At 59.9% G+C, this 12,784-nt stretch carries 10 protein-coding genes and 4 pseudogenes; 7 read left to right on the top strand and 7 right to left on the bottom strand.

The features are described 5' to 3' along the window. Position 1 precedes the first annotated feature (1 nt). Positions 2-319 carry a hypothetical protein gene (locus FJ949_RS23690; RefSeq protein WP_140499681.1) on the bottom strand — a complete coding sequence of 106 codons (318 nt, stop codon included), beginning with the start codon at positions 317-319 and terminating at the stop codon, positions 2-4. An 80-nt stretch (positions 320-399) separates the two neighbouring features. On the opposite strand from FJ949_RS23690, the pseudogene FJ949_RS23685 reads away from it, so the two are divergent. Then, positions 400-735 (top strand): annotated as a pseudogene (locus FJ949_RS23685) (glycine cleavage T C-terminal barrel domain-containing protein); the annotation flags it as partial. A gap of 197 nt (positions 736-932) precedes the next feature. Continuing rightward, on the top strand, positions 933-1,076 hold the full coding sequence (locus FJ949_RS23680) for a helix-turn-helix transcriptional regulator (protein WP_181172148.1): 144 nt from the start codon (positions 933-935) through the stop codon (positions 1,074-1,076). A gap of 751 nt (positions 1,077-1,827) precedes the next feature. Here FJ949_RS23680 and FJ949_RS23675 read toward each other — a convergent pair. Further along, positions 1,828-2,091 carry a hypothetical protein gene (locus tag FJ949_RS23675; protein ID WP_140499679.1) on the bottom strand — a complete coding sequence of 88 codons (264 nt, stop codon included), beginning with the start codon at positions 2,089-2,091 and terminating at the stop codon, positions 1,828-1,830. A gap of 420 nt (positions 2,092-2,511) precedes the next feature. Further along, positions 2,512-2,858 (bottom strand): annotated as a pseudogene (locus FJ949_RS23670) (FAD-dependent oxidoreductase); the annotation flags it as partial. 59 nt (positions 2,859-2,917) lie between these two features. On the opposite strand from FJ949_RS23670, the pseudogene FJ949_RS30850 reads away from it, so the two are divergent. Next, positions 2,918-3,133 (top strand): annotated as a pseudogene (locus FJ949_RS30850) (ISKra4 family transposase); the annotation flags it as partial. 16 nt (positions 3,134-3,149) lie between these two features. Here the strand turns inward: FJ949_RS30850 and FJ949_RS30435 are convergent. The 3 genes and pseudogenes from FJ949_RS30435 to FJ949_RS23655 all read right to left on the bottom strand — a co-directional run. Next, positions 3,150-3,317, bottom strand: coding sequence for a hypothetical protein (locus tag FJ949_RS30435; protein ID WP_181172143.1), 168 nt, complete (start codon positions 3,315-3,317; stop codon positions 3,150-3,152). A gap of 207 nt (positions 3,318-3,524) precedes the next feature. Next, positions 3,525-4,358 (bottom strand): hypothetical protein, encoded by an 834-nt coding sequence (locus tag FJ949_RS23660; RefSeq protein WP_140499678.1) that lies wholly within the window; start codon positions 4,356-4,358, stop codon positions 3,525-3,527. Positions 4,359-4,509: 151 nt separating this feature from the next. Continuing rightward, a pseudogene (locus FJ949_RS23655) lies at positions 4,510-4,662 on the bottom strand (IS3 family transposase); the annotation flags it as partial. A 618-nt stretch (positions 4,663-5,280) separates the two neighbouring features. On the opposite strand from FJ949_RS23655, the gene FJ949_RS23650 reads away from it, so the two are divergent. Both FJ949_RS23650 and FJ949_RS23645 read left to right on the top strand, forming a co-directional pair. Beyond that, positions 5,281-5,982, top strand: a complete 702-nt coding sequence (locus tag FJ949_RS23650; RefSeq protein WP_140499676.1) for a hypothetical protein — start codon at positions 5,281-5,283, stop codon at positions 5,980-5,982. A gap of 259 nt (positions 5,983-6,241) precedes the next feature. Next, positions 6,242-6,697 carry a hypothetical protein gene (locus tag FJ949_RS23645; protein WP_224646708.1) on the top strand — a complete coding sequence of 152 codons (456 nt, stop codon included), beginning with the start codon at positions 6,242-6,244 and terminating at the stop codon, positions 6,695-6,697. Here FJ949_RS23645 and FJ949_RS23640 read toward each other — a convergent pair. Further along, positions 6,694-7,617, bottom strand: coding sequence for a nucleotidyltransferase and HEPN domain-containing protein (locus tag FJ949_RS23640; protein ID WP_140499822.1), 924 nt, complete (start codon positions 7,615-7,617; stop codon positions 6,694-6,696). The genes FJ949_RS23645 and FJ949_RS23640 overlap by 4 nt on opposite strands. Before the next feature lie 407 nt (positions 7,618-8,024). On the opposite strand from FJ949_RS23640, the gene FJ949_RS23635 reads away from it, so the two are divergent. Together FJ949_RS23635 and FJ949_RS23630 are read left to right on the top strand one after the other, a co-directional pair. Beyond that, a complete protein-coding gene (locus tag FJ949_RS23635) occupies positions 8,025-9,284 on the top strand; it encodes a DNA repair exonuclease (protein ID WP_140499674.1) in 1,260 nt (419 codons plus the stop codon). Then, positions 9,281-12,751, top strand: a complete 3,471-nt coding sequence (locus tag FJ949_RS23630; RefSeq protein ID WP_140499672.1) for an AAA family ATPase — start codon at positions 9,281-9,283, stop codon at positions 12,749-12,751. The genes FJ949_RS23635 and FJ949_RS23630 overlap by 4 nt, the downstream gene beginning before the upstream one ends. Positions 12,752-12,784: the final 33 nt, after the last annotated feature.

Below are 12,784 nucleotides of genomic sequence, written 5' to 3'. Positions count from 1 at the left end.
CTTAGCGCAAGATTCTGAGCAGCTCTTGTTCTGCCCCCAGTTTATTCAGATCCACAAAGACAGGCGTCTTATCGTTCTTGCCTGCACGGATAGCGAGGGCGGGCCCATCCCTGGTCTCCACCCTGAAGCCCATCACGGTCTCGTAGACGCTGCCGATCTGCTCCACGTCGAGCGTGCGGTAGGAGAGCTTCTCGCCGGAAAGCACCAGCAGGCGGTCGAGCACCTTTGCCAGGCATTCATCCAACACCTCGGCGGGCTTCGGCGAATCCTTTGGGTCGTCCTGGCCCTGCAGGAAGGGAAAGGCGGCAGGGTCGAACAACTAGCCGCCGCGCCCGCGGATCCAGTCGCTGGACCGGTCGCCCCGATGCACGAGGCGGAACAGCGCGAGCAGCCGCGCCCGAGGGCGATTTCATCGGCCGCGACGCGGTATTGAAGAAGAAGGAAGCCGGATTGAGCCGCCGGCTGGTCCAGTTCCGGCTGAAGGACCCGCAGCCGCTGCTCTTCCACAACGAGGCGATCCTGCGCGACGGCAAGATCGTCGGTCCGATCACCTCAGGCAATTACAGCCACCATCTCGGCGGCGCGATCGGGCTGGGCTATGTGCCCTGCCAAGGCGAGACCGAGGCGGATGTGCTGGCCTCGTCCTATGAGATCGAGATCGCCGGCGAGCGGTTTGCGGCCGAGGCATCGCTGAAGCCGATGTATGATCCGAAGTCGGAGCGGGTGAAGATGTAGTGCGGTCCGCTGCTCGACGTTGAATAGCCGAACGGGAGACCTAGCTCGGTATGGGAGTGTTTTTTTCTCCAATAGGCTCGTCTTCGGGCGTTGAGCTCGAAAGTGGATATAGATTCATACCTAGTTTGAAAGAGTGGACTGGATGACGCGATCTGAGTTCGACACACAGGCGTTTTTGAAGGTCGCAAGGGCAGCCCTTGAAGGATGTTGCCTCCGGCTTAAAGATCACGGTGAAGACCAGCAGGACCTATCTGGAACGGATATTCGCCAAGACCGGAACGCATCAGCAAAGCCAACTCGTCGCGCTGCTCAAGAGCACCGAGCCGCTCAATCGCAGATAAGACGCTACATGTTTTAACCCCCTCAAGAGCTCGGCTTCTGCCGGCGTCAGGTCGAACAGTCTGCGCACATGCACCTCGAAGCCATCGGGAATGCGTTGGCCAACCTCCGTCATCGTGATCCGCGCATCGGCCCGGCGCCAAGCCGTAGGCGGGGCATCGAATGGCGCTGCCGACAGCACCGATCGCGTCATGTCGGATCGCTGGCGATTGGATTGCACCAGCAAGGTTCCGCCGGTTCCTGGCATAAAAACGCCCACATTTGCGGCATCAACTGGAAGAGCCTTTTAGTCGACGTGGTAAACATTGCAAAGTAGACAGGGTCGCCATGCATCAGATAAATAGTCCGCTTTTTCTGGAGGAGGCCTACTATTTCCCGATCTTTATTTGCGGACGGTCTGCGCCAACAGCTTTACGCGCCCGGTGCCTGAACTCTAGCGCGGCCCGTTCCGCCTATGTCGTGGTGAGCTCTCAATTCCAGCCAGGTTTGCGGGTTAGTTCGCCATCTACTCGACCCCGTCATGCTCCTGGGTGCACTGGACTTGCTTGGCTGCGAATGAAGCTGCCCACCGGTAAACCTGAACAGCCGACCCAATCCTCAGCTAACGCAGTAAGGTCGTCATGAGAACTCAATCTGTCGTCTCCTTCAAGCTGGCAAAAGAGCTCCGGCCGGCGCCGGCTAGCCTGCCAGCGCCGCAGTGCCAACCCAATGCCGCAGGATCGGTGATCCGATCTGTGCACTCCTCTTCTCGGGTCAGAGCCCGAGTGTCTGACCTGCTTCGAGGTGAAGGAAAGCTGCCGACGAGTTCCTGAAAACCGCGTCCTGAAATGCCACGACAGCAGAACCATGGGTAACATCAATCAGAACGGCCGCCGCACGCTCAACCTCATCGGCCAAGCGATCAACCCGGCCCATATGGTTCACGAGGCGATCGTGCAGCATCGACGACCGAGCGGCGTGGTAAAGGACGCTGCGCTTGTGACCGTCAGAGTTCAGTGGCTCGAACAGCATTGTCATGGCGGCAAACCTCAATGTGTCTTTGCGTCCGCAAGCTCCATTAGAAAATCGTCACTTAACCCTTTCGTTCCGCTGGCGGACCCAAAAAGCGCCGCACCAAGTGCAACATCTGGGGCGGGTGCAGAATGACGAACACCGTGCGCAAGCTCGCACGCCTAAGCCGATCGCAATCACGCCGCCGGTCGGCGGGCGAATAACAGAACACAAACCAGCAGCGCAACCGTAGTCCTTAATCTTTGTCCTCAGTCCCGGGACAGCGGACAAGCATGGGATTGGCGGAGCACACCAGGATAGCGGCTCATGCTCCGTTCCGACACTGCGCCGATTACCAAGAACGGCGGTCCTGTCGCCTCACACGACGGCGTACTTCCTTCCCCGCAATTCGAAAGCTCGCATTCCGCCTTCCATTGTTTCGGGTTAACCCTCGCATCCGGACCAGGTGCGGATGACCGCGACCCGCGCGATTACCGGCACCAGCCGCGCGACCGCGCGCAGTTGCAGCGGAAGGCGCGTGGGATCGGCCGTCGCATGGCCCGGCTCCAGGTCCACCTGCACCCTTTTGGCCGCGCCGCCGAACACGATATTGCCCCGCTCGACTTGACGGAGATAGGCGCCGTGATCCTTGTCGTGGGTCCAGATGCCGACCACTGGCAGGATCGATGCGGCAGCGGTTCGGTCACCTCCATCTGCTGGCCGCGGGCATCGAGCGGAGCCTCTTCGCCGAATTGTTCAGCGATGCGCGCGCCCCAGGCTCCGGCGATGTTGAGGTGCGCAAGCTGCGCTAATACCTGTTGGAATCAGCCGCTACATTGACAATAAGGCCGATCTCATTCCGAACTATGCCGAACGGCACCGCTATGGCGAGGTCGTTTCGACGGCTTTCGTCGAGTCAACGTTCAACCAGGTGATCGCCAAGCGTTTCGCCAAGAAGCAGCAGATGCAATGGACGCCGCGCGGCGTCCATCTCCTGATGCAGCTGCGAACCCGCGTCTTCGACGGCCCTCTCCACAACGACTTCAAGCGCTGGCGCGAGACGCGGTAGAAATCTGAAAATGCACTCAAGCCGGCCGCCTGATGACCCCCAACTTTTTCATGCTCCCCAGATTGACCGTGCGGCCCTGAACCAGCGCCAGGATCAGAACCGCCAGCGTTTCCAGTCGCGAATCGCGCAGCACGAAATGACTTTTTGGGGTCTCGACGAGGCGGCGTGAACCGTTGCTTGACATGGGAGGATCCTTTTGGCGAAGAATCCCCTATTCAATCACTTCAAACCTTCCTCGCCCTTGACGTCGTGTACTGTGGCCGAGGCAGGGGTGCGTGAGCTTTTCGCTGCAGGCGCGTACCGGTGCGTCACTGTCGCATTTCTAACTTGCTGTCGATGTCGCGTCTCTAATTCGCTTGACACAAATAGAGATTGGAAACGAGACTTCGAATTACCAAAATTCTCGTTCGGAATTGTTCTCGAAATCGTAGATCTCGCTCGCCAATCTGTTCTGCAATCGCTCCATCTCTTTGACTGTCTGTCCGCCGGATAGACCGTTACGCTCGATGCCATCGCAGGCTTTGGCCAAATTCTCGGCGGCATCCTGAATTGATTCGGTGTCATAAGAGCACAGGAATTCCGCTGTGCATTCTTCATCTGCAACGGTCTTGGCCCGCTTGAGCGCCGCTTTGGCCATTTCACACCCGAACCGATTTAGAACCATGGTCTGCGAGGGGTTGGTGCTGACCCAGTACGCGGGGTCTCTGAAGAAGCCCGTCAGGTTCTCGAACGTCAGATCCCCTGCAATCTTGTATATCCCCAGAGCGTCTTTCGTTATTGCAAGATCGTGTTTCCTGGCGAGGCTCTGGACAACGGACAAATTGTCCTCCGAGATGGTCGGGACGTTCAGAACCCAGTGCCCCTTTGTGAACTGGAGATAGCCGAATATGGTATCCCCATCCTTGGGCATAAGAGCCACGGCGTTTATTTCCTCTCCCTTCACACCACATTGCAAACAGCCGAATATTCCAAGGGCTCCAAAATGCGCCTCTGCAGGGTCTTTGTCGGGAGCGGGAAACGCAATCTGGTAGAGTCCTTGCTTATCATGATGGACGGTGAAGACCTGCACCTTCTCGTTCTCTCCCGTATAGTAGATGTCATCCAGCGGCTTTTCGGGTTTGAAGTTGGCGGGCATCTGATTGAGTGGCTCGCTCTCCACGCAGCCGATCAAGAGCAGTGCAGCCGCTAGACTGCTGATGGTTCCCAACGAGGACAGGATTTGCACTGTACGCCCCAGCACATGTTGCGCGGGAACAGTAGCACAGCCGAAACTGGGCTAGAACACCTACTTAGGAAGGTAGCAGCGCACCGCTGAGAGGGCGCCGGCACGCGGCCAGTGAATCGCGCCTGGTTTGCCGGAGGCTATTTCGTTTGAGTCATGCTGCCATGGCCGGCTCTTCCGGGACGGCATAGTAGCGTTCCTCGCCTTCGGCCGGCGGGATGCTGCCGACGGGTTCCAGCAGCCGGCGATTGTTGAACCGGTCGACCCATTCCAGGGTAGCGAACTCCTCCGCCTCGAAGGATCGCCACGCCGGCGCGCACGCCACCGTCCACCTCCGCCTTCTTGATCCACTCATTGAGCGACTGCGCCGTGCAGCCGACCTTGGCCCCGATCGAACAAACCGCCGCCCAGCGCAACCGATGCTCGCTCTCGTGATCCAAAACCATCCGCCGCTCGGGCGCGGACCTCCGGAGAAAACCTGTTCGTCATCTTGCTTGTCATGGCTCCACTTTCTCAAGGTTCGGAGCCTCCGGCAAACCCGGGGCGGTTCAGGACCTTTAGTGGAGTCCAATTTCGCACGCCGATTTACAGAATGCGTATGGAATCGCTCTTTCTTACTCTGATGCATTTCAGTTGTGGCCGCGCCGAGTGCTTTCGCTGCCATCTTGAGGTCGTCGACGCCGTGAAAGATCAGCCGTACAAAGTTGTGCGCTGCACCTTCGTCGTTGGGAGGTCATGCTTGATAGTTCCAATCGTCAGGGATTCCCCTGAACCGAACACACTACTCCCTTCGGCTAAAATGACTTCCTGAGATTGGAGCTGTATTCTGGTTCTTTTCGAAGGAGACAGCTGGTCCGACGCGGTACGGATAGCCAATTCCAGGTCCAGCCCCGCGCCGTCGCAAAAGCAAGCAAGGGGGGTCCATATGACTGACCACACATTGATCCATGGAACGGCTTCGATAGGCCGTAACATCCTATGGTGTGCAGGGATCGTGTTGGCGAGTTTCCTCAACCTCGCGCCTGCGGCAGCGGCAGATGCTGAAGCATCCGCCCGGACAGCGGGACAGACTGCCGCGACATCGCAGCTCGAAGGGACCTATTCAGTCCAGGGGACCAATCCCGACGGCTCGCGATATGCGGGTGCCTGCAAGGTCACGAAGGTCGGCGAGAACCGCTTTCGGTTCGAATGGTCAGTTGGCAATAGCTACAAGGGCGAAGGCTTGCTGAAGGGTGATATCCTTACCGTCGACTGGGGAAGCGACGCGCCCGTTGTCTACCAGGTGAGACCGAATGGAAAACTTGAGGGGAGTTGGGCAAGGGGCCGGGCAACAGAGGTCCTCGCCGAGCGGAAAACGGTCGTAACCCGTACTCCCGATGCCGCGGATGGTTCCGGTTCGGTATCTGATCCGACCGTTGAGGTGATGAAAGGCATTCTTACAATACTGGGAGCGGCTGCATTGAGGAAGGCGCAGCAGTCGCCTGGCCCCGGCGCCGACGATTCCAATGCGGCAATCGAGGAAAACCGCAAGACAGAGGAAGAGATGCGTGAAGATCAAAGACACTGGAACTGCCTGACCGCGCAGGGCTTAGGCGACGAGTCGGGAATGGCACTCAACGGATGCTAGAATCCTTCCGTGCCAACGGGAAGGCGAGGTGCTTGCGGTCGGCAAGGCCGGACCCGGAAAGGCTGTAGCTTAACTGGATAGCCGCCCAAAGCGGAGCTGCCTATTGCGAAGTTGCGCAGCATACCAAGGCTATCAGGCCGATGTTCCTGATGCTGCACGACGCCTACGGCGTCCAAAAGAACAGCAAGCACACATACGATCTTGCGAAAGATTGCACGAACTTCTGGGCACCCGATACGGCCCGACGCGTCCGTTGCTGGTGGACGAATATCAGAACTTCACACCCACTGTTTTGCGGGAGCTGCTCCATCTTCAGGAGCGCTGCGGCTTCGCTTTACTGCTCGCCGGCAACACTTATCGGTTAGCGGGCACGAGGCGTGATATCCACGCTATGAATCAGATCGAAAGCCGTATCGGCATGCGTTTCGAGATCGGGCAGCCGACGCGGGAGGACTGCGTGAGGATCGGCGCCGAACACAACGTTGAGGGAGCCGACGCCGACGAAGCGATTGTTATCTACGGTGAGAACACCTCCCTTCGCGCGCTTTGCCATCTCCTCCAGAACTGCGCCCCCGCTACCAGCGGCGACGGCAACATTCGTCTTCCCCGAATCGAGACCATGCTTCGCGGCAGGTCGTGCGGCAGCGACACTAAATTCGGACGACGACAGAAAATTCCGGACATCACACTGGAATTGGTGCAATCGCGAAGTTAGCCCGCTTGCTGATCAGCCGTATTTGCCTCGCTCCTCAATTTTTCAAGCCGTGATCGGCAGATCATTTCGATACGATCGATCAACTCGGAGACCCGCTCGGCAAGCCACTGGAGCGCTTCGCGAGTGATCTCGAAGTGCCTCGAATAGCGCGCTTTCACATAAGCCTCGTTGATGACGTTGAACCAAGCTACGAAACGCTGCTGGTCGCGGGGCCAAACTTCGGCAAGTTCCTGTGCTTGATCTTCAGCGAGGCTGCGGAGGAATTTAACGTTGTGAGAGGCAGGGCTGTAGTTGGTTAGAACAAGCAACACAACGGCATAAGCCTGTTCGATGGCTTGGTGGAGGAGAAAAGCTGCTTCTTTGAAGTCGCCCTCTTGTAGATAGAACATCGCACCTTTCGCGAACTTCTTGGAATGGGGCAGCCTGTCTTCGAGGTGTTCGGCTGCTAATCGGAATGCATCGGCCGGCTTCGTAGGTGCCGGATGCGCCAGCGGTTCTTCGTCGAGCTCGTAGAGGACAATTCCCTCGCGACGGATGTCGACAAAGAAGTACTGACCCTCCCTGAGGGCAGTGTTCACCTCCCGGCGGGAATGTACAATGAAGCTGACTGGCGTGCTGATTTCGCGCATCAACCGGTCTGCTGCCGTCTGCCAATAGCCGGCGAAATCGGTCAGTTTGCGATTGTTCACAACCACAAGCAGGTCGAAATCCGAACGGTAGCCCTTCCTGGTATGCGGCTCGTCGACCCAGCCACCACGTGCATAGGACCCGAAAAGTATGATCTTGAGAATGCGCCCGCGCTTTTTGAAGTCGGTCGTCCCTCCCTTGAGGGCATCCTCAAACTCCTCGAGGAGCAGCTCAACCGTCTTTCTCAGCTCGCGCTGCTTTGGTGGCGGGAGGTGGTCGATGCTGGATTTCATAAACAAGGATCTGTCGTCCATCGTGTGTGCATAGCCGAGACGAGGCCCCGAATCCACACACTGCCTCGTTCGGCCGAATTGAGCAACGCACACCGTGCGACATCAAATGGAAGAGTTGTTAAGTCAGCATCCTAAACATTGCAGAGGGATTTAAGCTCATCACGTATCACTGCAATGTTGGGGGTATCCTCAATACATTGCCCCACCATTTCCCAGCGCTTTTATCTGTGGAGGGTCTGTCCCGCAGCGTCGCGCTCGGTCCTCGAATAAGCGAACAGACTTCTAGCTCGGAAGATGTCGGCGAACTCATGCGGAAGGGGTGCGGCGGTATCGGCCGCCGGATTTTCTTAAGATTTTCCCTGTCGAGCCGCGGTCGAACACCGGTATGTTCAAACCGGAGATTTCCAATGCCATTTCGATTCGTCCACACCGCCGACATCCACCTCGACTCGCCGCTGCGTTCGCTGGCGATGCGAAACCCCGACCTTGCCGAACTCGTCGGAGACGCCAGCCGTCAGGCGTTTGTCTCGATCGTTGACCTCTGCCTTGCGGAACATGTCGATGCCCTGGTCATTGCCGGCGACCTTTATGATGGCGATCAGACGTCGGTGAAAACGGCCCGCTTCCTTGCCTCACAGATGACACGGCTTCACCAGGCCGGCATCAGGGTTTTCAAGATCCGTGGCAATCATGACGCCCTGTCGCGGATATCGAAACAGCTGGTGTTCCCTGACACGGTCACGATCTTCGGCGGCCGTCCCCAGACCGTGCTGCAGACAGCCGGCGGGCTTGACGTCATGTTCCACGGCTTGAGCTTTGCCAGCCCCAAGGCGCCGGACAGTCTACTCCCGAAGTACTCAGCGCCGCGCGAGGGCGCGGTCAATGTCGGCATCATGCATACCAGCCTGGCCGGATCGCCGGGCCACGACGTCTATGCCCCCTGCAATGTCGCTGACCTGCACGGCCACGGTTTCGACTACTGGGCGCTTGGGCACATCCATGTCCGCCAAGTCCATCCCGGGGCAAGCACCGTGGTGATGCCAGGAATTCCACAGGGCAGGGACATCAACGAGGCCGGCGAGAAATCCGTCACCCTGGTGACGATACAAGACGACCGCACCATCGAGATCGAGGAAAGGCTCACCAGTATCGCGCAATTCGAGCGGGTGAACGTCGACGTGACCGAAACGGTGGAATGGTCCGAGATCGTCGAGCGTGTCCGATCCGCGCTCGAAGATGTGCGCGCCTCCGTTAGATCCCGTCATGCTGTGGTTCGCCTCGGCCTGACCGGGGCGTCACCTCTATCGTGGGCACTGATCCGCGACCGGGATCTGCTGCTCGCGGAAGCTGAGCAGGTCGCGGACCAGGTAGGCGAAACCTGGGTGGAGAAGCTCGAACTTAACGTCTCGCCACCCGCAGCCGAAACATCCGAGGGCGTCGCCGATCCGATTTTCGAGCTCGCAGAGTCCATGCGCGCCGATGCCGGCTCGGAAGCCTTCCGTGCCGAGGCGAGGGCGTTGGTCCAAAAGATGATCGCGGATCTTCCGCCTGACGGACGTGATTTCGCCGGCAAGAACGAGACTGAGCTGGAGTTGTTCCTGGACAGGGTGCTTGCCAGCGGCGCCGACCTGGTCACCGCGCGCCTCAAGGCCGGTGGGTCGCAATGAGGCTGCGGCGACTTGATCTCATCCGTTACGGCAAGTTCACAGACAGGACGATCGACTTCGGGCCAAAACCGGAAGCCGGTCCCGACCTGCATATCGTCTTCGGCCTCAACGAGGCCGGCAAGTCGACAGCGCTTTCCGGCTATCTCGATCTGCTGTTCGGCATCGAGGAGCGCAGCCGCTACAATTTCGTGCACGAATACAGCGCCATGCGCATCGGCGGTGTGCTCGAGCTCGGCGGCGCGGAGCAGATTTTCACGCGCACCAAACAGCGCACCAACTCGTTGCTGAACGCGACTGGCCAACCAGTCAGCGAAATGGCGATATCATCCCATCTCGCCGGCCTGTCTCGCGACGCATACGAGACCATGTTCTCGCTGGACGACGAAACGCTGGAAGCCGGTGGAAAATCGATCCTGGAATCGCGCGGTGACCTCGGCAAGCTGCTGTTCACGGCCAGCGCCGGCCTCGGGCATGCAAGCGATACATTGAGCCTGCTCGAGGCCGAGGCCGACAGGCTCTATCGCAAGCAGGCACACGGAACCGAGCTTGCGCTGCTCAAGAAGCGGCTTGCGGAACTGAAGTCCAGGAGGGAGGCGATCGACACCTTGGCGTCGACCTTCGAAACCCTCGAGACAGAGCGCCTGGACGCGACAGAAAAATACGACCGCAGCATCGCTGAACGGTCGGCGCTGTCGGCTCGGCTCGATACCATCGCGAAGTATCTTAGGGCGATCCCGATTCTTGCCGATATCAGGCGCAAGCAAGCTCAATTGGCCGAGCTGCCTGAGATCGCGTCACCGCCACGGAGCTGGACGGGCAGCGTCGCCGACATGATCGAGGCCGACGCCACTCTGAGAACGCGGCTAGCCGCGAGCGAAGACGAGCTCGATCGGGTGACGACGAAAATCGCCTCGGTCCATGTGGACGAAGCGGTCCTTGCGATTTCCGAACGGGTTCGCGGCCTGGGCGACCGCAAGGTGCGCCACGTCTCGGCCGGGCTGGACCTGCCAAGTCGCAGGACCGAGCTACAAATCCTCGACAATGCCGTGGCGACCTGCCTTGCCGCTCTTGCAAGGCCCGCCGAGCCGGACCCTGCCAAGCTGCTCCTGCCTGCCGCAACCATTGGCGCTGTGCGCACCATGCTCGAGCAGCGATCGGGGATCGCTACCGGCGTGCGTGTTGCGCGCGAGGAGGCGGCGGCCGCTGCTGATGCGCTTCAGGCGGCACGCGAGCGGGTCGGCGAAGAACGGGCCGTGCCAGAGCCTGCCAGGGCAAGGCTGGTTTCGGTTTTGTCGACGGCAAGGGCGAGCGGATATCTGAGGGAGATCAAGGCGGCGCGCGAGGCCGCGGATGCGGCAGCGATCCGATGGCGGGCCGCGATCGCGCGCTTGCATCCCTGGTCGGGAGATGCGCAAGGCTTGGCCAGGATCGCCGTTCCGAATGCTGGACAGCTTGGCGCCTGGAAGGCGCTGGCTGCGGAGTTGGGGAAGAGCAGGGGCGTCCTTGCCGAACGTCTTGCCGAGCACCAGGGCAATCACGATCTGTTTGCCGCGCGGCTCAATGCCCTTCGTGCCTCGGTCGATGTCAGCGACGATGATGCGGCCGGAGCCATACGGCGCGCCCGCGACGAGGCTTGGGCGCGGCATCGCGGTGACCTGACTGGCGAAACCGCGGATGATTTCGCGGCGGCACTGGCCCGAGACGACAGTGTCGCAGCAGGCCGTCTGGCCAACGCCAGGGAGCTCGTTGAGATTCGCAGCGCGAACCGCAACCTCGCTGAGACCGCGGCCAACATCGCGCATACGCGCGACCAACTTGCACGCATCGGCTCAGATCTGCAGGCAGTACACTTGGAAATGCGGGCGGCCGCAAGAGACTTGCTCGGGCCGTGCCAGGAAGCTTCCCCCGAACAGCTGATCGACATAATAGAGGATCGCATTGCTGCTCGGAACGATGCGCTCGCGGGATGGGAGGAGATCGAGCTTTCCCGTAAGAAGTCCGAGCGCGCGGTTGATGAGGAAGGCCGAATACGCCTGGCGCTGAGCGGCGCCCTGGCGAGCGTCGGCGTCGGTTCGGATCCTGGTGACGGCCTGGAAACGGTCATGGCCGTGGCAGAGCTGTTTCTTGACAGGCAATTCAAGGTGGACGCCGAGCGCGCCGAGGCGCTCAAGACCGTAGCCACAAGGCAAGAGGATCTGGCCGCCAGGCGCCGCGCCATTGAAGTCGCTGAGCGGCGTGAGGATGAATGGCAGGCCGGCATTGCCGAAGCGCTCAAGGGCACCTGGCTCGAGAGTGGCATCTCGGCGTCCGGCCTCGGCGGGGTGCTGGATCAATTGGCTGAGCTGTCCAGATGTCTTCAGGACCGGAACGCCATGCAACTGCGTATCGACAAGATGGAGGCCGACAGGGACAGTTTCCTGGTCGAGGTTGCCGCCGTTGCAGCCGAAGCGGGGGAGGCGGCCGATGACGACGGACCGGAACAGTTGGCGATTGGGCTTGCCGAGCGCCTGGAGCGCGCGGAGCGCACACGCGAGGCCAAGGCAAGCCTCGTCAATGACCTGCGGCGCCTGCACGATGCGCGTGAGATCCTCGATGGCGAGATTTCGGCGCATGAGCGGCGAAAACACGAGGTTCTGAGCGTCTTTGGCGTGGCCACGCTGGCGGAGGTCGTGCAACGCGACGAACTGCTGCGCGACAGGGACCGCCTGCGCACAGCCGTGGCCGAACTTGAGGAGCAGGTGTCGTCCGAACTCGCGGTGGAACGGTTCGAGCAGGCGCGTTCGATATTGGATGCTGTCGATCTCGACAGTCTTGCAATCGAGAAGGCCGAGGCCGAACAAAGGCTTCGCGCTTCTGACGAGGCGATACAGCAGCAGCTCATTCGACAGACGCGCGCGACCGACAAGCTGGACGCCATTGGCGGTGACAGCGCTGTTGCCCGAATAGATGCCGAACGGCGCACCGTCCTTCTGGAAATCGAGGAAAAGGCCGTCCGTTATATCGAGCTGAAATTGGGAATAATGTCGGCTGGAAATGCTCTGCGTCTCTACCGCGAGCGTCACCGCTCCGGGATGATGGAGCGCGCATCAGACGCATTCGCCCTCATGACGCGCGGCCAGTACTCTGGCCTGACAACTCAGCCCGTGAAGGGTGGGGAAGTGCTCATCGCGTTGCAGCGCGATGGACAATCCAAGGTCGCCGACGCGCTGTCAAAGGGCGCGCGCTTTCAGCTCTATCTGGCGCTGAGGCTTGCCGGGTACTACGAGTTCGCACAATTTCGACCGTCTGTTCCATTCATAGCCGATGACATCATGGAGACCTTCGACCATGTCCGGTCAGAGGAGGTTTTCCGGCTGTTTGGGGAGATGGCCAGTGCAGGACAGGTAATCTACCTGACGCACCACCAACACCTGTGCGAGATCGCCAAGGCTGTAGTGCCGGGCGTAGCGGTTCATGAGCTCGGATGAGACTGGACTTCTTGATGTGCTGCGGAAATACCG

The organism is Mesorhizobium sp. B2-4-1, assembly GCF_006442185.1.
Classification (GTDB): domain Bacteria; phylum Pseudomonadota; class Alphaproteobacteria; order Rhizobiales; family Rhizobiaceae; genus Mesorhizobium.
The sequence above is the reverse complement of the archived record's forward strand: the minus strand, read 5'-3'. Positions and strand labels throughout refer to the sequence as shown.